General features: G+C 44.4%; 14 protein-coding genes. 9 read left to right on the top strand and 5 right to left on the bottom strand.

Translation table 11 applies throughout. The annotated features are described in order from the left end of the window. Positions 1-46: 46 nt before the first annotated feature. From PL11201_RS15835 to rpsT, 5 genes are all read right to left on the bottom strand, one after another. On the bottom strand, positions 47-4,081 hold the full coding sequence (locus PL11201_RS15835; protein WP_144017781.1) for a DNA-directed RNA polymerase subunit beta': 4,035 nt from the start codon (positions 4,079-4,081) through the stop codon (positions 47-49). A gap of 86 nt (positions 4,082-4,167) precedes the next feature. Then, entirely contained in the window at positions 4,168-6,063 is a 1,896-nt protein-coding gene (locus PL11201_RS27350; RefSeq protein WP_079679893.1) for a DNA-directed RNA polymerase subunit gamma, read from the bottom strand. 178 nt (positions 6,064-6,241) lie between these two features. Continuing rightward, complete coding sequence (gene rpoB, locus PL11201_RS15845; RefSeq protein WP_079679894.1) at positions 6,242-9,556, bottom strand: DNA-directed RNA polymerase subunit beta; 3,315 nt, start codon at positions 9,554-9,556, stop codon at positions 6,242-6,244. Positions 9,557-9,715: 159 nt separating this feature from the next. Next, on the bottom strand, positions 9,716-10,501 hold the full coding sequence (locus tag PL11201_RS15850; protein WP_079679895.1) for a TatD family hydrolase: 786 nt from the start codon (positions 10,499-10,501) through the stop codon (positions 9,716-9,718). Between the two features lie 199 nt (positions 10,502-10,700). Further along, on the bottom strand, positions 10,701-10,997 hold the full coding sequence (gene rpsT / locus PL11201_RS15855) for a 30S ribosomal protein S20 (protein WP_079679896.1): 297 nt from the start codon (positions 10,995-10,997) through the stop codon (positions 10,701-10,703). Positions 10,998-11,396: 399 nt separating this feature from the next. Here rpsT and hisD point away from each other — a divergent pair, with 399 nt between their 5' ends. The 9 genes from hisD to PL11201_RS15900 all read left to right on the top strand — a co-directional run bounded on the left by hisD (position 11,397) and on the right by PL11201_RS15900 (position 23,263). Beyond that, positions 11,397-12,698 (top strand): histidinol dehydrogenase, encoded by a 1,302-nt coding sequence (gene hisD, locus PL11201_RS15860; protein WP_079679897.1) that lies wholly within the window; start codon positions 11,397-11,399, stop codon positions 12,696-12,698. 102 nt (positions 12,699-12,800) lie between these two features. After that, positions 12,801-13,226 carry a universal stress protein gene (locus PL11201_RS15865; RefSeq protein WP_079679962.1) on the top strand — a complete coding sequence of 142 codons (426 nt, stop codon included), beginning with the start codon at positions 12,801-12,803 and terminating at the stop codon, positions 13,224-13,226. Between the two features lie 269 nt (positions 13,227-13,495). After that, positions 13,496-15,754, top strand: a complete 2,259-nt coding sequence (locus PL11201_RS15870) for a ribonucleoside-diphosphate reductase subunit alpha (protein ID WP_079679898.1) — start codon at positions 13,496-13,498, stop codon at positions 15,752-15,754. Between the two features lie 77 nt (positions 15,755-15,831). Continuing rightward, a complete protein-coding gene (locus tag PL11201_RS15875; RefSeq protein ID WP_234996721.1) occupies positions 15,832-16,065 on the top strand; it encodes a ribonucleoside-diphosphate reductase in 234 nt (77 codons plus the stop codon). 671 nt (positions 16,066-16,736) lie between these two features. Continuing rightward, positions 16,737-18,503, top strand: a complete 1,767-nt coding sequence (ltrA, locus tag PL11201_RS15880; protein WP_079679899.1) for a group II intron reverse transcriptase/maturase — start codon at positions 16,737-16,739, stop codon at positions 18,501-18,503. Positions 18,504-19,208: 705 nt separating this feature from the next. Then, a complete protein-coding gene (gene ltrA, locus PL11201_RS15885; protein WP_234996722.1) occupies positions 19,209-20,984 on the top strand; it encodes a group II intron reverse transcriptase/maturase in 1,776 nt (591 codons plus the stop codon). Between the two features lie 96 nt (positions 20,985-21,080). Beyond that, entirely contained in the window at positions 21,081-21,482 is a 402-nt protein-coding gene (locus PL11201_RS15890) for a ribonucleotide-diphosphate reductase subunit beta (RefSeq protein ID WP_369821845.1), read from the top strand. Positions 21,483-21,779: 297 nt separating this feature from the next. Next, entirely contained in the window at positions 21,780-22,478 is a 699-nt protein-coding gene (locus PL11201_RS15895) for a GIY-YIG nuclease family protein (RefSeq protein WP_159451548.1), read from the top strand. Positions 22,479-22,861: 383 nt separating this feature from the next. Next, positions 22,862-23,263, top strand: a complete 402-nt coding sequence (locus PL11201_RS15900; protein WP_079679901.1) for a ribonucleotide-diphosphate reductase subunit beta — start codon at positions 22,862-22,864, stop codon at positions 23,261-23,263. Positions 23,264-23,315: the final 52 nt, after the last annotated feature.

A 23,315-nucleotide genomic window follows, 5' to 3' on the forward strand; every position in this document is an offset into this window, starting at 1 on the left:
TAAACTTCCTAACTGATAACTGTTTACTGATGACTGATAACTGATTTTATTCGTCTTCGTCCTCGTCGTCTTCGTATTCGTCATCAATTAACTCATCATCGAGGATAGCCGATAATAAAGGATCATCTTCACTATCTTCAAATAGGACTTTGCTGCCTTTGCCGAAACTAGAGGTTGCTGCTTTGGGTTCTGGGGGTAATTCCCGTTCAAAACTGTTATAGACCCGGGCGGTTTTATCATCCAAGACCACATCCCGCAGTTCGTCCTCGTCTTCCTCATCCAAATACAACGTCCCGTTATCGAAGCCATACTCGGCATTACCGGATTCCTCATAGGCATTGAATCCCGTTCCCGCCGGAATCAGGCGTCCGATAATCACGTTTTCCTTGAGACCGCGTAACCAGTCGGATTTGCCCTCAATCGCCGCTTCGGTCAAGACCCGGGTGGTTTCTTGGAAACTAGCCGCCGAGATAAAGCTATCGGTATTTAAGGAGGCTTTGGTAATCCCCAATAACACGGGGGTATATTTGGCGGGGGCACTTCCGGTAATCGACATGGCATCATTCACCTGTTCCACCTGGCGCAGTTCCACCAATTCCCCAGGTAACATAGTCGTATCGCCCCCATCATCAATCCGCACCTTAGAGGTCATCTGACGGACAATCACCTCAATATGCTTATCGGAAATATCAATCCCCTGGGACTGATACACCGACTGCACCTCGTTGACCAGGAACGCTTGACACTGGCGGAAACTGCCCAAAGCCGCATCATACATTCCTTCCCCCTGTTCCAGATAATGGTCATAGAACACTTCTAGGATTTCATGGGGATTGCTAGGGCCATCGGTCAGGGTTTGTCCGGCTTCTACTTTGTGACCATCGGAGACAATTGGGGATTGACCCGAACCCAGGGGATAATCCGTAACCGTGCCATCATTTTCAATCACCCGTAGTTCGGTGACGTCATCATCCATCGTCACCTGGGCCGTTCCCGGACGTCGGGCTAAAACGCAGGCTTCCTTGGGTTTGCGGGCTTCTAATAATTCTTCAATTCGGGGCAACCCTTGAATAATATCTCCGGTTTTGGCCCGTTCAAACACCAGCAACACCAAGTTATCCCCCCGTTGTACCAAGTCTCCGTCCTTAACGTGGAGAATGGCACCGGAAGACACCCGATAGGGCCGACCCCGACGCAGGGTAATCTGATTTCCCGTGACCGGGATAGTCCCCTGACCCACGATTTTGTCACCAACGGCAATGACTTGACCGGACTCCGATAGCTTAACCCCTTCAGCAATTTCAATCCCTTCTACCAACAGTTGACCCAATTTCACCGTCGGTTTAACGCCTTCGGGCAACTCAATGGTCATTTGGTCAATATCTCGTACCACTAAACAACGGCGCAGAATTTCCGACCCCGACCGAATCCCCTGAATAATCCCGTCTTCCTTACACATGATTTCCGTGCGGGTGACCACGGCGCCTTTTTCTATTTCATCTCCATCCTTGACCAGTAACCGGGTGCGGGTACTGCCCTGGGTGGCATCAGCGATCACATCCCGACGAATCACCAAGGATTCCAAAATCACTAACTGTAACTTCCTGACATCGGGGTCATTCTCATCGGGAAGTAACTCAATATCGGCCGCTAACTGCGGGGCTTCGATGCCAATACTAATCACTAACTGGGTTCGTAGCAGTTCCACCCCTTCCACAGACCGTACCCGTTCCCCATCTTTATAGGTTAAACGTTGCACGGCTCGCAGGACAATAGATTCGTTCAGAGATTCCTGAGAAGGTACGGTAGGATTTTCGGGAACGCTAAACTCCACCACAGGGCGCAACAGCAAGGCTGGGCCTTCGGGAGTTTCCACATATTCCACATAATGCAAGTCCTGAGACACAATTCCCGGAATCACCTCTTGGCCGGGATTGACAATCTGGCCATCAATCGCCATCACCATTTCCGGGTCATCCACCAGATGCAGTTCCCCGGGTTTGATGACGATTTCTCGCAGAATATCATTTTTCTGAGTAACTTCAATCACCCCATTACTCTGACAGAAGATATCCTTAACCACTTCCATCCCCGCTTCCACATACTGTCCATCCTCAGTTAACAGTAGGGAAATATCCTTATTCACCTCATGGCATTCTTCGGGAATCCATAATAAAGTGCCTCCCTGGGTGACTTCATAACCCTGTTTTCCCTTACCCCGTTTGGCGACTTCCACCCCGGCGTATTTAATAATCCCCCCGGTTTTGGTGCGGTAGCTATCATCCATCAGTTCCGCAATCACATCGTGGTTTTCCACTTTGGAACCCGGACTGACTTTGAGCATGAAGCGATGGTTACTATTGGTTTCAATAATATGTTGTTCCCGTCCCTGCATCTGTACTAAGCGAACTAAGGCTTGATCCAGCAATACCGAAGCGGTAATAATCTCAATTTCCCGAGGTAGCTCATCGGGAGCAAACTGTTCCCGAATTCGGACTAATCCCCCATGCTCAGAAACCAGTTTGGTTTGGGCGAGAACGCTTCCTGGATGCACCTGGTCACCATTTTTGACCAATGGTTCCGCCGCCGGGGGCAGGTTATACACTTCTCCTCCGAGAACCCAAATCAGCCCCCCCCGTTGGGCGATGCGGGTCATGTTCCCTTGACGGTCGGTTTTTTCTTCGGGAACTACGTCAGCAAATTTGACTTCCCCAGCTAAGTCCGTGGCCACGTCCTTGGTGGCTTTTTCCGTGGTTTTCCGGGCTGTCCGACCCCCAGCGGCAATTTCCGCTAGGATTTCGTCAGCTTTGACCCTTTGGCCTTCTTGAACAATAATCGTTGTTCCTTGGGCGATACTGTGTTTTTCGGTGTTTTTTCCGCCACCTTCGACAATAATCTGGCCGGTGCTTTCCACGATAAAGGCATCATCCCCGTGACGGGTACGGAAGGGACGGACTCGCAGGGATTTGGAGAACTTGACTACCCCATCAATTCGAGCTCGGATCATTCCGGCGGCTTCGGCGGTGAATACCCCTCCAGTGTGGAATGTCCGCATGGTTAACTGGGTTCCGGGTTCGCCGATACTCTGGGCGGCAATAATTCCCACCGCTTCCCCCAGGTTAACGTTATGACCATGGGCTAAACTCCAGCCATAGCAATGTTGACAGACGGAACGATTGGCTTCACAGGTTAGAGGCGATCGCAATAGCACTTCCTCAACCCCGGCTTCCTGAATAGCTAGGGCTAACTCCTCACTCACGGAGTGATTTTTCACCGCCTGTTCTGACTGATATGTGACAATTTCTCCGGTTTCCGGGTGGCGAACATCTTCCCCTAACACCCGGCCCATTAACCGATCTTTGATCGGAATTAACACCCGTTCCCCATCGGTCATACTGCGAGTCCAAATCCCCTTGCTGGTTCCGCAGTCAATTTCCCGCAGGATCACATCCTGGGAAACGTCTACTAAACGGCGGGTTAAATACCCTGAGTCGGCGGTTCGTAGGGCCGTATCTACTAGACCTTTACGCGCCCCATAGGAGGAAATAATATATTCCGTAACGGTTAAGCCTTCCCGGAAGTTGGTTTTAATCGGTAAATCAATAATCTCCCCTTGGGGATCGGCCATTAATCCCCGCATTCCTACTAACTGACGGACTTGGGAAATATTCCCCCGGGCGCCGGAGAAGGCCATCATATAAACGGAGTTCAGGGGGTTACTGGCTTTAAAGTTTTCCACCACCCGATCTTTCAGGGCTTCGGACGTCCCATTCCAAGTATCAATAACTTTTTGGAACCGTTCAACTTCGGTAATTTCCCCTTTAATATAACGGCGTTCTGTATTTCTAATTTCTTCTTCCGCTTCTTCTAATAAGGCTTTTTTGGAAGGGGGAATCTGTAAGTCATCAACACTAATAGAAACCCCGGCTTTTGTGGCATAGGTAAACCCTAATTCCTTTAATTCATCGGCAATTTGGGCGGTACGAGCCGTGCCATAATTCATAAAAGCCCAGGACATGATTTTCTTTAATTGTCCTTTATCAATAACTTGATTCCGAAAGATTTTTTTGTTAGTCATGATGTAAATCAGTTATCAGTTATCAGTTATCAGTTACCAGTGCAAGATTAATCAATGTAGAGACGTTGCATGCAACGTCTCTACACTGATTACTGTATTAGTGTGTCTTGAACGGTTTTATTGAAAATGACACGTCCCGGGGTAGTACGGATATATTGAGCTAGAATATTACCCTCGGAATCTTCTCGAACTCGTCGCATTAGTTTCCCTGTTTTTTTGCCCACATAAGTTTTAGTGATCACTCCAGTTAAGTCGTCTGTATGTTCGACTCCTATCTGTTCTGTTTCATCCGATAAAATCTCCCCATCAAATCGCACCATAACATAGGAATGTAAACCCAAAGCACCCTGTTTATAGGCTAAGATTACGTCTTCTAAATCAGCAAAATAGCGGTGACTTTGATCCTCTAATTTGGGGTTTTCTGCGGTTAAATAATAACATCCCAACACCATATCCTGACTGGGTGTCACAATCGGTCTACCCGTGGCTGGGGATAGGATATTATTCGAGGCTAACATCAATAACCGAGCTTCAGCCTGGGATTCAATCGATAGGGGGACGTGAACAGCCATTTGGTCACCGTCAAAGTCAGCGTTAAAGGCGGGACAAACTAACGGATGCAGTTGAATCGCCCGACCATCGACTAAAATCGGTTCAAAGGCTTGAATCCCTAAACGGTGCAAGGTTGGGGCGCGGTTTAGCATCACCGGATGTCCTTGGATGACTTCTTGTAAGACTTCCCAAATGCTGGCATCATTCCGTTGAATCAGTTTTTTCGCCGCTTTAATATTGTTCACTAATCCTTGACGAATTAGGCGGTTAATTACAAAGGGTTGGAACAATTCAATTGCCATTTCCCGTGGTAAACCGCACTGGTGCATTCTTAATTTTGGCCCCACCACGATAACCGAACGTCCAGAATAATCGACCCGTTTTCCTAATAGGTTTTGACGGAATCGTCCTTGTTTTCCTTCGATAATATCGGAGAGGGATTTTAAGGGTCGATTATTCGCCCCCACCACCGTCCGACCCCGGCGACCGTTATCAATTAAGGCATCAACAGCTTCCTGTAACATCCGTTTTTCGTTACGGATAATAATTTCTGGGGCGAGAATTTCCTGCAACCGGGCTAACCGATTATTTCGGTTAATCACCCGACGATATAGGTCGTTTAAGTCGGAGGTGGCAAATCGACCCCCATCTAACTGCACCATTGGCCGTAAATCGGGAGGAATGACGGGAATCACATTCAAAACCATCCAATCTGGTTTGGAACCTGTCGCCACAAAGTTATCAATTACCCGCAATCGTTTAATTAATTTGGCGCGTTTTTGTCCCTTAGCAACGGCAATTTCTTCGCGTAATCTTTCGGCTTCTTCTTCTAAGGGAATATCTTCGAGCAAACGGGAAATGGCTTCGGCTCCAATTCCGACTTCAATTCCGGTTAAGGTGGAATCCTCACTATAAATTTGGTCTTCAATTTCTAACCAAGTATCTTCGGTTAATAACTGTTTATAGGATAGGCCATCATAGTTACCCGGATTTAACACTACATAGGCATTAAAATAAACGACCTGTTCTACATCCCGCAATGGCATATCTAATAAAATAGCCATATAACTAGGAATCCCTTTCAGATACCAAACATGGGTCACAGGAGCGGCTAGTTTAATAAAACCCATACGGTGACGACGAACCCGGGATTCTGTTACCTCCACCCCGCAGCGTTCACAGACAATTCCACGATGTCTTACCCGTTTATATTTCCCACAATGACATTCCCAATCCTTTGCCGGGCCAAAAATTCGTTCACAAAATAACCCGTCCATCTCCGGTTTCAGGGTTCTGTAATTGATGGTTTCAGGTTTTGTGACCTCTCCAACCACCTGACCATTCGGTAGGGCTCTTTCTCCCCACTGGCGAATGCGTTCTGGAGAAGCGATTCCAATTTTAACGTAATCAAACCGTTGTTCAATTTTAGCCATTTTATTCAGGGAATAGGGAACAGGGAACGGGGAACAGGGAATAGTAAAGAATTCAACAGTTGGTTAACTTCTCAACTGATAACTCCTCAACTGTTAACTGTTAACTGATGACTGATAACTGATAACTGTTAACTGATGACTGATAACTGTTAACTGATGACTGATGACTGATAACTGATTACTCGTCTTCTTCGACTGAACTACTTAAATCATAAGTAGGTTTAGCGGGGGCAAAGTTATTGGAGGTGTAGGTCATCCGGGTAGCTGGAATATCAGCCATCAGGTCTACTTCCACATCTCGGCTTCCACCTTCGTCGGTGGTTTCCACTTTATGCACCGCAATATCCAAACACAACGACTGCAACTCTCGCATCAACACCTTGAAGGACTCCGGTGTCCCAGGACGGGGAATGGCTTTACCCTTAACAATAGCGTTGAGGGCTTCGTTGCGTCCCTGCATATCGTCGGATTTGACCGTTAACAACTCCTGCAAGGTATAAGCGGCTCCGAAGGCTTCCAAGGCCCAAACCTCCATTTCTCCAAACCGTTGTCCTCCTTGTTGGGCTTTTCCTCCCAAGGGTTGCTGAGTTACCAAAGAGTAGGGGCCAGTAGACCGGGCGTGAATCTTATCATCAACCAAGTGAACTAGTTTCAACATATAGGCAATCCCCACGGTGACGGGTTGGTCAAAGGGTTCTCCGGTACGGCCGTCATAAACGATGCTTTTCCCAGGATAATTTTCGTTAAACAACCAATCTTTCTTGGTTTTCTCCCGGGCTTCTTTTAACTTCCCGTGCACGGTTTCCCGGGACATTTCGGGGCCGTGCATTTCATCAAAGGGAACCACTTTGAAGCGTTTTTTCAGGTTTTGACCCGCCCACCCTAATAAACATTCAAAGATTTGGCCGACGTTCATCCGACTGGGTACACCCAAGGGATTCAAGACAATATCCACAGCCCGACCATCGGGGAGATAGGGCATATCCTCAATCGGCAGAATCCGAGACACAATCCCTTTATTCCCGTGGCGTCCGGCCATTTTGTCCCCGACTTGGATTTTGCGTTTTTGCGCTACATAAACCCGCACCACCATATTCGCCCCAGGCGGTAACTCATCCCCCTGTTCCCGGGTGAAGACGCGCACATCCACAACCCGACCTTTTTCTCCATTGGGAACCCGCAGGGAGTTATCCCGCACATCCCGGGCTTTTTCTCCGAAAATTGCCCGCAGTAATTTTTCTTCCGGGGGTTGGTCGGATTCCCCTTTGGGGGTGACTTTCCCGACTAAAATATCCCCTGATTCCACCCAAGCCCCGACTCGAATAATCCCGTTTCCATCGAGTTGTCGTAGGGAATCTTCCCCGACGTTGGGAATTTCCCGGGTAATTTCTTCCGGGCCGAGTTTGGTTTGTCGGGCTTCAATTTCGTATTTTTCAACGTGGATGGAGGTATAAATATCCTCTTGGACTAGACGCTCACTAATTAAAATCGCGTCTTCGTAGTTATATCCCTCCCAGGGCATATAAGTCACCAGAATATTATGACCTAAAGCCAGTTCAGCCCCTTCGGTGGAGGAACCATCGGCTAACACCTGACCCGCTACCACCTGATCTCCTTCATAAACCAAGGGGCGCTGGTTTAAACAAGTATCTTGGTTAGAACGTTGATATTTTTGTAACTCATATTCATGTTCTTTGCCCGTGGTATCCATGACCCGGATACAAGACCCGTCAATATAGCTAACTTCCCCATCGGTACGGGAGACAATCACCATCCCGCTATCCCGGGCGGCTTGGGCTTCTAGTCCGGTTCCGACTAAGGGCCGTTGTGGACGGAGCAGGGGGACGGCTTGCCGTTGCATATTAGACCCCATCAAGGCCCGGTTGGCGTCGTCGTGTTCCAAGAAGGGAATCAAGGAGGTGGCGACGGAGACAATCTGTACCGGAGATACGGCGGCATAGTCCACCTGCATCGGAGTTGTGGTGGTGAATTCCTGGCGATAGCGCACCGGCACAATATCCCCTAAAATTGTCCCCTCGGCATCGGTTCTAATATCCCCTGGGGCAACCCGCAGGTCGTCTTCTTCGTCGGCGGTCATGTACACCGCAGGTAAGTCCCGGCGGACTTTACCATTTTCGACTTTATTGTAGGGGGTGGCAATAAATCCGTAGGGGTTGACCCGGGCTAAGGTTGCCAAAGACCCAATTAATCCGGCGTTTGGCCCCTCTGGGGTTTCAATCGGACAAATCCGACCGTAGTGGCTGGGGTGAATATCTCGGACAGCAAAACCAGCCCGTTCCCGGGTTAGTCCCCCGGGGCCAAGGGCGGATAAACGGCGTTTATGGGTTAGTTCCGCTAAGGGATTGGTCTGATCCATAAACTGCGATAATTGGGAACTACCGAAGAATTCTTTAATGGCAGCCACTAGGGGTTTGGGGTTGACCAGGGAGGCCGGGGTTAAGGCATCGGCATCACTTACGGTCATCCGTTCTCGGATAATTCTTTCTAAGCGGTTTAAACCGACCCGAATTTGGTTTTGCAGCAGTTCGCCCACTGACCGTACCCGACGATTTCCTAAGTGGTCAATATCGTCGGTTTCACCAATATCAAATTCTAGGTTAATCAAATAATCAATCGCCGAGAGAATATCAACGGAGGTTAACACCCGGGTAGTATCGGGAATGGTGAGTCGCAGCTTTTTATTCAGTTTATAACGTCCGACCCGGCCTAGGTCATAGCGTTTGGCATCGAAGAAGCGGTTATTAAGTAACTGTTCCCCACCAGCTACCGTCGGGGGTTCCCCGGGACGGAGTTTGCGGTACAGTTCCATTAAGGCGTCATCTTCGGTAAATTCCCCTTCCCGTTCAATGGTTTTTTCAAAGTATTCGGGGTGACGCAGGGCATCGAAAATTTCGTTATTGGTGAGTCCCAAGGCTTTTAATAAGACCTGGGCGGATAGTTTGCGGGTTTTATCAATTCTGACCCACACTAGGTCATTTTTATCGGTTTCAAATTTTAACCAGGCGCCTCGGTTGGGAATTAGGGACGCACTATACGTCCGTCGCCCGTTTTTATCAATTTCAGATTTATAATAAACCCCGGGACTTCTGACAATTTGGTTGACGATGACTCGTTCAGCCCCATTGATAATAAAAGTTCCCCGTTCTGTCATTAGGGGTAAGTCCCCAATAAAGACTTCTTGTTCTTTAATTTCTCCAGTTTCTTTATTAATTAAACGAGTCGGAACGTACATTTGAACGGCATAGGTACTATCCCGTCGTTTGGCTTCATCAACGTCATATTTAGGACGTTTAAGTTTATAGTCTTTAGCTAAAAAATGCAGTTCTAGTTTCCCTGTATAGTCGGTAATAGGGGAAAAACTTTCTAATTCTTCAATCAACCCGGCTTCTAAAAACCAACGGAAACTTGACCGTTGAATTTCAATTAAGTCAGGAAGTAAAAAAGTGGGTTCGTTATGGGTTAGACTTGCCATTTATCAGTTATCAGTAATCAGTTATCAGTAATCAGTGATTGAGTTAATTGTTATCAGTTATCAATAATCAGTTATCAGTCATCAGTCATCAGTTAATCGTTAAGAAGTTTACAGTTAATTTATTAACTCCTCAACTGATAACTCCTCAACTGATAACTGTTAACTGTTAACTGATAACTGAAAGAGTTGACAGGCGTTATCGGTGGTTTGTTGAGATAGGGTTTCTAGGGAAATGTCCCGTAGTCGGGCAACGGTTTCGGCAACATGGCGCACAAAGGCGGGTTCGTTCCGTTTTCCCCGTTGGGGAACAGGCGCTAGAAAAGGACAGTCCGTTTCGATTAAAATTCGATCAGACGGAACTAGACGGGCGCATTCCTGAATGGCGATCGCATTTTTAAAGGTCACGGTTCCGCTAAAGCTGATATACAGTCCCAATTCTAAAAACGACTGTTGTTCCTCGGGAGTGCCTCCCCAACAGTGCATGACCCCGGAAACTTTGCCCCGTTGTTGCCAAAATTGCCTTAGTAGAGGAATCATGGTTTCTGCCGCCTCCCGACAATGGATAATCACAGGTTTATGCAAACGATAGGCAATTTCTAGCTGTTCGGTAAAAACCTGGATTTGTTGATCTCGGTTATCGGCTTTATAGAAATCCAGCCCCATTTCCCCAATCGCAACGACTCTATCATCGGATTGGGCAAGTTGGGTAATGGTTTGGGCCGAGGTAGAATCCCAGAGTTTAGCATCCAAGGGATGCAACCCAACAGCAAAGCTGAGTTCCGGGACTTGATTGGCAATTTCCTGTATTTCCTGAAATTCTCCAGGGTGAACACAGGAATGCACCAAACGGACTACTCCCGCCTCTTGCCATCTCTGCCGAATTGCGTCTAAATCCGATGCCAAGGCTTTGAAGTTAATATGGACGTGGGTATCGATCAGTTGCATAGTCCCTTTACTCAGATTGATCAGCAATCAGTGATCAGGATCAAGACGTGCCGATATCGAGCCATGCTGTTAGGCGATTGGCGCGTCCGTAATCAGTTATTGGTTTTTTCGTGCCAGCGTCCTCGCCGACTCCTTTCTATTCCTATTAGCTGTTTACTCATAACTGATTACTGATTACCGTTGACTGATCACTGATGAGCTAGGCTGCAACAGTTTGGTGGCGCTTTAAAGCTCTAGCCAAGCGAGATTTTTTCCGAGCACCATTGTTAGGATGCAGCACGCCCTTTTTCACGGCTTTGTCGATTTTACTAAAGGCAGCCGACATTTGTTGATTGACGGCGGTGAGATTATCGGTTGTAGGGTCAGTCCCGAATTTATCAACAGAGGTCAGACATTTTTTCATTAAAGTCTTGACGGCTGACTTGTAAGATTTATTACGCAACCGATTGCGCTCTGCGATTTCGACTCGTTTGACAGCAGATTTAATATTAGCCATAGGTTCTGATTGAAGAAGACGCAGGTATTCCGATTAGAGATACTAAGTTACAGACATACCAATATAACATTTATTTTGTCAAATTTAACCAAACTTCCTATTCACCTACAGGAAGCATCACAAAAATTATGGACTCCAGTCATTGTAGCAAAAAAAAAAGGGTTTAACGCTCTGTTCTTGGTTCAACAAGCCCCGTAACCATCTAGGATAGCTTTTTGTGCTATACTGAACCAGGTATGAATCCCCAGAGTGTTGCCCCAGTGGCTAGAACTCTAAAGTATCGCTTAAGGATACAAAGTCTGGGTATGGACAGGGAAACCAGGGGTAGAGGTTCATCCCGGTTGTCTGTTCCGTATCTGCTTCTGTGTGTGTTTTTTAAGGTTGGCACTCCGAATCACCATGCTGCGAATTATTACTCAGTGGGTTGAAGCACAAGCTGAATTGCGACGGATCTCTGACCGTACCCATGATGACGCGATGATCCATAAAGAAGCAACCGTGCGGGAAGTCTTGCAAACGGTTCGGCGTCAAGGGGATAAGGCACTTCTGCACTATACGGAAGAATTCGATCAAAAAATATTGACATTAGATGAGTTGCGGGTGAGTGGTTCGGAGTTGGACGCAGCTTACCAGCAAGTATCGAAGGAATTGTTGGATGCGATCCAATTTGCCCGCCAACAAATTGAAGCCTTTCACCGCCAGCGCACACCTAAGTCCTGGGTGCAGTTTGGAGAGGATGATATTGTCCTGGGCAAACGGTTTACTCCCGTTGACCGGGCGGGTTTATATGTACCTGGGGGAAAAGCTTCGTACCCCAGTACGGTTTTGATGAATGCGGTTCCGGCTCAGGTAGCCAAGGTTCCCCGAATTGTGATGGTGACTCCCCCAGGGCCAGATTCTAAGGTGAACCCGGCGGTGTTGGTGGCGGCTCAAGAGGCGGGAATTCAGGAGATTTATCGGGTCGGTGGGGCGCAGGCGATCGCAGCTTTGGCCTATGGTACGGAAACGATCCCGAAGGTGGATGTGATTGCTGGCCCGGGCAATATTTATGTCACCTTGGCAAAAAAATTGGTTTATGGCACGGTGGGGATTGATTCCCTGGCTGGGCCATCGGAAGTTCTGATTATTGCTGATGGGGTGGCGAACCCGGTTCATGTGGCGGCGGATTTATTAGCCCAGGCTGAACATGATACCCTGGCGGCGGCAATTTTATTAACAACGGATTCGGCCTTAGCCCGGCAGGTGGTGGCGGAGGTGGAACGACAGTTGGTGAACCATCCCCGACGCACGTTGACGGAAAAAGCGATCGCCCACTATGGGGTGGTGGTGGTTGTCGATTCCTTAGAGGCCGCGGCGGAGTTGTCCAATGAGTTTGCCCCGGAACATTTGGAATTAGAAGTAGCCGAACCCTGGGACTTACTGGAGAAAATTCGCCATGCCGGGGCAATATTTTTGGGTTGTTCTACCCCAGAAGCGGTTGGGGATTATTTAGCTGGCCCTAACCATACTTTACCGACATCGGGGGCAGCCCGTTATGCCTCGGCCCTGGGGGTAGAAACGTTTATGAAACATTCGAGTTTAATTCAGTATTCCCCCACGGCTTTACAGAAGGTTGCAGGCGCTATTCAGGTGTTGACGCTGGCTGAGGGTTTACCTTCCCATGGGGACTCGGTAAGGTTGAGAACGGAACCTTCACTGTGAGTGATGGCTGTTAACTTTGAGGTCTTACCTTTAGAATAAGGGTTTGAAGTGGTAGGATTTCAAGGCGCGGTGATTTTCCAGTTGTTTAAAGGAGACGTTTTTGTGCTAAATACGATTTTGGTTGCTGTGGATGATTCACCAACTGCTAAGTTTGTGATTAAGGCGCTGGGTCAACTGCAATTGCAGCCCACAACCAACGTGATCTTCTCTCATGTTGTTCCGACGGTGGAATCGGATTTTGATCTGGTGGCGGATCGGCCCGGCCACCGGACGGATGAATTTCCCTATGGTCATCTGGAAAAGCAACTACGGGTTTATCAAGATCAGTTAGATTGTGAGACGGAAATTGAGATCGTAGCGGGTGATCCGGCGGAAGAAATCATTCGATTGGCCAATATTTATCAGGCGGATCTGATTATTATTGGAAATCGAGGATTAACGGGAGTCAAGCGAATCTTGGAAGGATCGGTGAGTTCTCAGGTGGTTTCAGAGGCGAATTGTTCGGTTTTGGTGGTTAAGGAAATTTAAAGTGAGTGGTAAGTTGCGATCGCCAATCAGTCTTTAAGTATCAATTTATCTAATCTAAATAAGCGCATTAAGCCCCAAACCTGCAACGTTGGAGTTGGCTTTTTGGGCAACTTAATAATAGTAATAAATCCTATTTTAAGTAAAGTAACCAAATATAACGCTAAATATAGCGGGAAATAAGATTTTTGTCAATCCCTGTCACTAAATATGGAATTAGAGTACAGTGGTAAGGCGTCAATTCATTATAGCATTGGGTAAAAATATTGACTATGCAATCAACATCACCATCCCTTACCATCACCCCTAATAAAAATATTAAAGTTATTAAACGAGATGGTAGTCTGGCCCCATTAGATGTCTCTAAAATTCGAGAAGTCGTTAACTGGGCTTGTGAGGGAATGGAGGCGAATCCGATTACCCTAGAAGCGGGACTCACCACCCGTCTGCGCCATGGTGTGACCACCCGAGAAATTCAGGATAATTTAATTAATTGCGCCTTGGAGTTATGCAGCCCCTCCGACCCAAACTGGCGTTATGTGGCGGGAAGACTACAGATTTGGAGTTTATGGAAGGATACCTTAGTCCGTCGGGGTTATGAATACGGCGACTATTGCAGAACGGTTCATAATAAAGTGGAACAGGGACAATATGACGTTCGGATTCTGACCTACACCGCCGAGGAACTTCAAGAAGCCGGCAGTTGGATCAACCCCGAATGGGATAAGGATTATGATTATGCTGGGGCTGTTTTGTTAAATAAACGCTATTTATTAACGGATGAATTACCCCAGGAAGCTCTATTAACCTGTGCATTGCTATTAGCAATTGTGGAAAAACCCGAAAATCGGTTATTTTGGGCTAGAAAGTTTTATCAAGCGATCGCCGGGCGGAAAGTTTCCTTAGCCACCCCAATTTTAGCAAATTTAAGGATTCCTCACGGCTCCTTAAGTAGCTGTTTTATTACGGCAATGGATGATAATTTAGAAAGTATTTTTGACACGATTAAAGATGCCGCTAGAATTTCTAAAAATGGCGGGGGTGTGGGTACAAATGTCAGCCGAGTCCGGGCAACGGGCAGTTGGGTGATGGGGAAACAAAACACCTCGGGGGGTGTGATTCCTTGGATTAAATTATTAAATGATACGGCGATCGCAGTGAATCAAGGCGGACGTCGAGCGGGGGCGATTACGGTGAGTTTAGATGTCTGGCATTTGGACGTTCCTGAATTTCTGGAAATGCAGACGGAAAATGGCGATCAACGTCGCAAAGCCTATGATATTTTTCCTCAATTAGTGATTCCTGATGAGTTCATGCGTCGGGTAATCAGTCGAGAGGATTGGACACTGGTTGATCCCTATGAAGTTAGGGAAAAACTGGGCATTGAATTGGCTACGACTTGGGGAGAATCCTTTGAAAGTGTTTATCAAAAAATAGAAGCCAACTTAGATACGGAAATCACCCTTTATAAAAAGGTTAATGCCCGGGATTTATTTAAGTTGATTATGCGTTCCCAAGTGGAAACCGGAATGCCCTATTTATGGTTTAAGGATACCTCAAATCGGGCGAATCCGAATCAACATGAAGGCTATATTCCCGGGGGGAATTTATGTCAGGAAAGCTGGTCAAATGTCAAGCCCGGAGAGGAAGCCCATACTTGCAATTTAGATTCGTTAAATTTGGCAAATATTGAACAGGAAGAACTACCAGAAGTCTGTGAAATTGCGGTGCGAATGTTAGATAATACGATTGAAATTACTAACACTCCTTTTGAAGCCAGTAAAAACCATAACCAAAAATATCGGACAATTGGGGTCGGGGCGATGGGATTAGCCGATTGGTTAGCCAAAAATCGCTTAACCTATAACCATTTAAACGAAATTAGTCATCTGTTTGAGGATATTGGTTTTTATTGCACTCAAACCTCTATGGAACTCGCTAAGGAACGGGGGTATTATCCAGCTTTTCAAGGCAGTGCTTGGAGTCAAGGAAAGTTAATTGGGGCGAAATCTGTAGAGTGGTTTTTGCAACACGCAGCCCAGAAAGAACGCTGGCAACAATTGAGTTTAGATATTCAAAAATATGGGATTCGCAATTCTCATATTACCGCGATCGCGCCTAACACATCTTCTTCCTTAGTTCAAGGATGTACCGCTAGTATTTTACCCTGTTATAGTCGTTTTTTCTATGACAAATGGGCAAAAGGAACGGTTCCCATTGCTCCGCCATTTCTTCAGGATCATTTTTGGTTTTACCCGGAAAATAAAAGCCTCAATCAACAAATTGTTGTTAAGGCGGTGGCGACGGTTCAAAAGTGGATTGATACCGGAATTTCCATGGAATTAATGTTTAATTTGAATGAGGGCGTGTATTTTCCAGATGAACCCGATCGGGCTATCAAAGCTAAGGATATTTTTGATACCTTAATCTTAGCTTGGCAAGAAGGCTGTAAGGCGGTTTATTATGTCAGAACGGTACAGCGTGATAGTTTCAAAGAAGCCGATGATGGCTGCGTTGCTTGCGCTAATTAAAGGCTAACAGGCTAACTTTATAGAACTATGTCATACTGGTGGAGGAAAGTTATCTTAAATTCCTTGACTTTACGAGTATGACTTTAGACTTTGCTTCATCCCCAGCCCGGGACAAAAATGGGCATAAAAAGCCCTTAACGATGCCGATCAATCCGATTTTCAATCCGAATGGAAATGATGATATTAATCATCGTTCTATTTGGTTTGGGGAAACCACAAATTTAATGCAGTTAAATGATGTGCGTTATTCCTGGGCCGTGGGTTTGTATAAACAAATGCGCGAGAATTTCGTGCGACTCGTTTTAGCCTAAAGATGCTCAAACCCTTGTGTTATAAAGCATCGGGACGGTTAGTTCCTGAATAGTTTAGGAATAACTTTTGTATCCATCTAGGTGAGCTTAATTTAAGCAAGTCCTAGCCTCTGAGTGCAAGAGGAAACGCCCTGACATATCCATCTTGGATAGCCCCTACTAAGGCGACTGATTATCAATTTAGTAAAGCGGGGACAGTTTCAAAACTGATAATTGCTGAAAACAGTTAAGAAGTGGCAGGAACGTCATGGGTAGAACAAACGAAGTACCGTTGAGCCATCGTTATCGCGCAGCAGGGAATATAAGCTTGTGTTATGGACACGCCCTGCGTCGGAAATAACCGACAAGAGTAGAGAAATCCGATATCGAAATTTTCTGGATTTGCACTTCTCATACCTCCGGTGGAAAGGTACGCCCTAAAACGTTCAAACCAATGGATACAAAGGAACGAGATAACCCAATTTCAAGCTCTTAATATCAGGTCGAAATATTAAGAAGTCAGTCAAGACAAAAATCTAGGAAACTAGGCTGAAATTGGGAAGGATGGGATAAGAAGCAAACGCTCACCATGAATTGACATGGAATGCCTAAAAAGGGATGGGGTAATGCCCGAGATAAGCAGACGTATCTCGCAATATGCTGATAGCTAGATTTTGGAAGTAGTAGGTTAAATGTCTAATTCACATTCGGAAATTAAACCCAATAGTGAGGAATGGAGAAACATCGATTGGCGTAAAGTCGAGAGATATGTCTTCCGCTTACAAAAACGAATCTACGCAGCTTCACGAGATGGCGATGTGAAAAAAGTCCGCCAGTTTCAAAGAACACTCATGAGGTCATGGTCAAGCCGAGTCTTAGCGGTACGACGGGTTACTCAAGATAATCAAGGGAAGAAAACAGCAGAAGTGGATGGAGTTAAATCTTTATCCCCAGAAGCTCGTTTACACCTTGCAGGACGACTTCAGATGACAGGGAAAGCCAAACCAACAAAAAGAGTATGGATACCCAAAAGGAATCAAAAAGAAAAACGTCCGTTAGGAATACCCACAATGTACGACCGCGCAGCACAAGCATTGGTTAAATTAGCCCTAGAACCCGAATGGGAGGCGAAATTTGAACCCAATAGCTATGGCTTTAGACCAGGACGTTCTTGTCACGATGCGATGTGTCAAATTAAAAATCACCTAAAGCATGAAGCTAAATATGTACTAGATGCAGATATAGCCAAATGCTTCGATAAAATTGACCATCAAAAATTACTCAATAAACTTGGCATGAAAGGTAAAGTCAAGCATCAAATTAAAGCTTGGCTGAAATCTGGAGTTCTCGATAACAGAAAATTTCATGAAACCATTGAAGGAACACCACAAGGGGGAGTTATATCGCCCTTACTGGCTAATATCGCCCTTCATGGATTAGAGGAACGACTAAACGAATATATCAAAACTGTTCCTCTAAAGGACTGGAATCAGACGCAAAATAAATGGCTTGTAAAAAGCAAAGAAAGAAGGATAAGTTCATTGGGATTTATCCGATATGCCGATGATTTTGTAGTTCTTCATAAGGAAAAGTTTGTCATTGAGAAATGCCAAGAAATTATTATTGAGTGGCTGAGTGACATTGGTTTAGAACTCAAACCTGAAAAAACCAGTATTTCTCATAGTTTAGAGACAAATTTATTCTCTAATGGGAAAGCTGGGTTTGATTTCCTTGGCTACCATGTACAACAGTACAAAGTTGGTAAACATCATCAACATAAAGCCGGAAATAAAAAGGTTGAATTTAAAACCTACCTGACTCCAACCCAAGACAATCTCAAAGCTCATCAAGAAAAAATCAAGTCAATTATCCTTAAACATGAAAGTAGCCCCCAATCCGTCTTAATTAAAGAATTAAATCCTGTAATTATCGGATGGAGTCGCTATTATTCATTTTCCGATGCTCAAACATTAGGAATTTTTAAAGGGCAAGATAATTTGACTTATCTAAAACTTAGAAGATGGGCTAAGAAAAGATGTAAAACGATAGGGAAGGCTTCAAGAAAATATTGGAAAAGAGATGGCACAAGAAATTGGGTGTTTATATCCAATGAAGCTAAATTATTTTTCCATGTTGACTTTGAAACCACAAGCAATCCTTTAGTTTACAACAAAGTCAAGGGTGATAAAAGTCCTTATGACGGAGATTGGGCTTACTGGAGCGCAAAATTAGGTAAAAACCCTAACGTACCTCAAAGATTAGCAAAAATCTTAAAGTATCAAAAGGGTAAATGTAACCATTGCGGACATTATTTTTACGATGAAGATGTGATTGAAATTGACCATATTACACCTAAATCACAAGGCGGAAAAGATGAATATAAAAATCTTCAAGCCCTTCATCGCCATTGCCATCATCAGAAGACAAGATTGGATAAACAATCTTGTCAGGAAGTCTGATATTTCAGTAAGCGTATTGAGTAGCCGTGTGAGGTGAAAGTCTCATGCACGGTTTCGGAGGAGAGATGGTTAATGGCAACATTACCATCGACTCTAACTGGGTACCTGAAAAATTAGATATTACTCAGGATGTCGTGGATGTGCGATTCGTTTAACCTAAAATAAGCTGAAAGGTTTATGGGACGGTTAACCCAGTTGTTAAAACTGGTGATAACTGATTACATTTGTGGGTGAAATTCCGTGAATTAAGTCCCACCCCTCAAGTGCTGAGGTGAAAGCATAACCCCTAGTTTGACTGGGTAGCAACCAACAGATTAAAGCGGGGTTAAAAGGTAGAACTACTGGAAGCCAAATCTGGTAACTATCGAGCAAGAAGTCCATGCGTAGCGCAAGCAAAGATGTGTCTAAACCATCGTTACATCTAATGGTGTAATGGCTAAATCAAGACAAAACTTGATTAACACCAAGCCAAAAGGCAAGAATAAGGCATAAGCGATTATCTACTCGACTTATAAGCACCGCCAATAAATCCGGTGGAAAGCATCACGCTAAAGACCTCAAACAAATGTGTAATCGGAACGAAGTAACCCCTATATATCTCTGGAAAAAGGTCGAAAATCCAGTAAGTAGCTAACGAATGATATGTAGGGAAGGGATGGTGTCAAAAGCGAATGCCTTGTTGTAATGACAAGGATATGCTGACAGATGCTCGGTAATTCCAAAGAAATAGAACAAGTAGCAATTTATATGTCTAAAACGCAGAACAATCTGACGGTGGAATGGAACCAAATCAATTGGCGTAAAGCTGAAAGATTGACGTTCAAGTTGCAAAAGCGAATATTTCAAGCGAGTAAACGAGGCGATGTTAAAGCAGTTCGTAAACTTCAAAAGACCCTGATTAGGTCTTGGTCGGCAAAATGTATCGCGGTACGTCGGGTAACACAAGATAACCAAGGTAAAAATACGGCGGGTGTGGACGGAGTAAAATCTCTGAACCCGAAGCAACGTATAAACCTGGTAGGAAAGTTGAAGTTAACCAATAAGGTAAAACCAACTCGTAGAGTTAATATCCCCAAACCTGGAGCAACGGAAACTAGACCACTAGGAATACCCACAATCAACGACCGCGCATTGCAAGCGTTAGTTAAACTAGCGTTAGAACCAGAATGGGAGGCGCTCTTTGAGCCAAACAGTTATGGTTTCAGACCAGGACGTTCCTGTCACGATGCAATCGAAGCAATATATGTCAGTATCAATAAAAAAGCCAAATATGTGCTTGATGCTGATATCTCAAAATGTTTCGATAAAATCAATCACAAAGCATTAATTTCAAAAATACACACATACCCTACATTAAGCCGTTTAGTAAAAACATGGCTCAAGGCAGGGTACTGTGACGGAAAAGAACTTTTTCCTACCCATGATGGTACACCACAAGGAGGGGTAATTTCACCCTTACTTGCGAATATTGCCTTACATGGTATGGAAGAAAGAGTCATGCAATATGCAGAAACTCTGAAAGGGTCAAAAGTAAAAAATCGTCAAGCCCTTAGTTTAATCCGTTACGCTGATGACTTCGTAATAATCCATGAGGATTTAAACGTTGTCAAAAAGTGTCAAGAGATAATCGTTGATTGGTTAAGTGATATGGGATTGGAATTAAAACCAAGTAAAACAAAATTAACCCACACACTCAATGAAATTGATGGAAAAGTCGGGTTTGAGTTCTTAGGATTCTATATACAGCAGTACAAAGTAGGAAACTACAGAGGTGCTTATAGTGCATACGGAATACCACTAGGTTTTAAAACATTAATCACACCCTCTAAAGTCAAAATCAAAACACATCTTGCCAAAATAGCTGAAGTAATAGATACCCATAAAAATGCACCTCAAGCGGCTTTAATTAACAAGCTGAATCCAATTATTAGAGGTTGGTCAAACTATTACTCAACTAAAGTTAGTAAGGAGACTTTCTCAAGAGTTGACCATCTAACTTATGACAAGTTGAGAGCTTGGGCAAGAACGAGGGGGAAAGGGGACATCAATAAAGACAAATACTGGAGAACAGTAGGCGACAAAAATTGGTGTTTCAGTACAGAAGATGGAATAGAACTAATCAAACACGCCAGTACGCCAATCATCAGGCATACAAAGGTTAAAGGTGAAGCTAGTCCATTTGATGGTAACTGGATTTATTGGAGTAAACGAAGAGGCGAATATCCTGAAACTCCTAACAGAGTTTCTAAATTAATCAAAAAACAAAAGGGTATTTGTCCCCACTGTGGTTTGTATTTCACAAGTACAGACATTGTAGAAGTTGACCATATTAAACCAACATCATTAGGTGGTAAAGACATCTATGATAATTTACAACTTCTACACAAACATTGCCACGACATAAAAACGGCTCATGATGGTTCTTTAACGAAAAATAAGCAATTACCAATAGTTGAGAACTATGACAAGAGTCCGTTTTGAATCGTATCCATAACAAGGATGGAATTATCAAGGAGCCGTGTGAGGCGAAAGTTTCATGCACGGTTCTGAAGGAGAGGTCGGAGTGGTAACGCTCCTATCGACTCTAACTATGTTAACTTAACTCCCGATGAACGTTGGGCATTTGATGGAATTTTAAGTTATTTAACCTTCTTAGATTCTGTTCAAACCTGCAATATTCCTCATCTGAAAAGTTGTGTAACTGCTCCAGAAATCAGTCTTTGTATGGCGGAACAAACTTCTCAGGAGGCGATGCACAATCAAAGTTATCAATACATGATTGAAACGATTATTCCATCTGATCGGAGAACCTTTGTTTATGAATTTTGGAAAACCGATAGTGTCTTGCGCGATCGCTGTGAATTCATTGCCGGGATTTATCAACAATATATGGATAATCCCACCCTGGAAAATTACTTTATTTCCCTGTTAGCAGACTATATGTTAGAAGGGATTTACTTCTACAATGGGTTAAATTAGTGGCCCCCTAGCACCGCGAGATGTTAGTGAAAACTCATCAAATTGCTGGAACCCCCTAAAGCCTTTATACCAAAGCGAAATTAGAAATGATTAGCGCGCCAGGTGCGAGAGCAGAAAAAAGTTAAAGGATTGATTGGAAGCCGCAAGGGATCTAATCTTTACAATGGGCAATCAGCAGCCAAGCTCCTCATAAAAGGAGAAGGTTCAACGAACAGAGGGTGAGTATCTTTAACCGACTTGACCATAAGGGGATTGACTTTTATAATGGATGTATCATCTGATTTAATAGTGATCTGTATGGCAAGTTTAACAGGTGTTGTCTATCAGATTAAAAATCTTAAAAACGGCAAGATTTATATCGGTTGCACAACGATTAATTTTGGCAATAGACTGGCGCAACATATCCGTAGTATAGGGCAAATTAAAACAGACCTATATGATGATATGAAAAAAGACATTAAGGATTTTTCTTTTTGTGTTATTGAAGATAACATCCCCTGTCGTGATTTGAGAAAAAGAGAGTCACACTGGATTCATTTTTTTCAATCTACAGTCAATGGCTATAATCAAGTCATTTTTAATGGAAATGAGAAACTAACGGAACACAATATTTGGGAGATTAAAGATTTAATTATCAGTACAAATCTTAAATTCCTAGAAATTGCTGATATGTACAGTATCTCACCTGATGCAATCGCTGATATAAATCTTGGTCGCGCATGGCTAGATGAATCTGCCGAGTATCCCTTGAGAAAGCGGACTATTAAAAGGAAAAAACTTTCTGAGAATGATATTCACCAGATTTATGAATTGCTGCGTGATCAGACACTATCTTTTAAACAAATTACTGAAAGATATGGGTGGTCAAGTGAAGCCGTTTTAAGAAAAATTAATAATGGTACATACAACATCAGTCCATTACCTAAAGAATGTTATCCGATTAGATCGGTTGATTCTCGGAAAGGGCACAAGGTTAAAGATAATGGTATGTTCTAGCCCCTACTGAAAGGATGGGTAGTAGCGTTATCTACTTCTACAATTTAGCTTCACGGATGTTAATGCCGGGATCTGCTGATATTTTCAAAATGATTAACCGTTAAATTCATAGCGGCTTTTCACGGTAACGTGGATCGAAAACCCCTCTAATTCAGGGAAACTCTCAATTGAGACAATCCTGAGCCAAGTAGAAAAATTAACTTTCCCCTGTCATTTGGATTGATGCTTGGGAAGTTATTGATTCTAAAGGTGCAACGACTAGCAATAAAAGCGTAGGTTCAAGTGAACCGAAACGGGGGGCTTCCTATTAGGAAGATGATATAGTCTATTCTGAAAGGTAACTTTCAGCAGTTCTTAAGAGAACGGGCAAGGAGTAACGACCCTTGTTGAATATTAAGGATGAACTTTCTCATGTTCGGTTATTCCAAAAATTAATTCCTGAAGCCATGGAAGTGTTTACCCACTCCGTTGATCAGATTTATGAAATGTTCAATACCGCCGTTGAACATGAATGTAAATGGACGAATCATATTGTCGGAAATAATATCTTGGGAATCACGGAATATAGTACGGAACAATACACCAAATATCTAGCCAATATTCGGTTACGGTCTATCGGTTTAGAGCCCCTTTATCCCGATAAAAAGTACAGTAAAAGTCCCTATACCCATTTAGAACGCTTCTCGGATACCAAAAAAGAAGCCCATACTAAAGCTAACTTCTTTGAAGCCAGCGTCACCAGCTATGTGATGTCTTCTGGGGTCAGTGGTTGGGACGAAATCTAACCCATCGTAGAGACGTGCCATGGCGCGTCTCTCTTGTGGCTCTGTTGCATTT

This window comes from Planktothrix sp. PCC 11201 (genome assembly GCF_900009135.1).
Lineage (GTDB): Bacteria > Cyanobacteriota > Cyanobacteriia > Cyanobacteriales > Microcoleaceae > Planktothrix.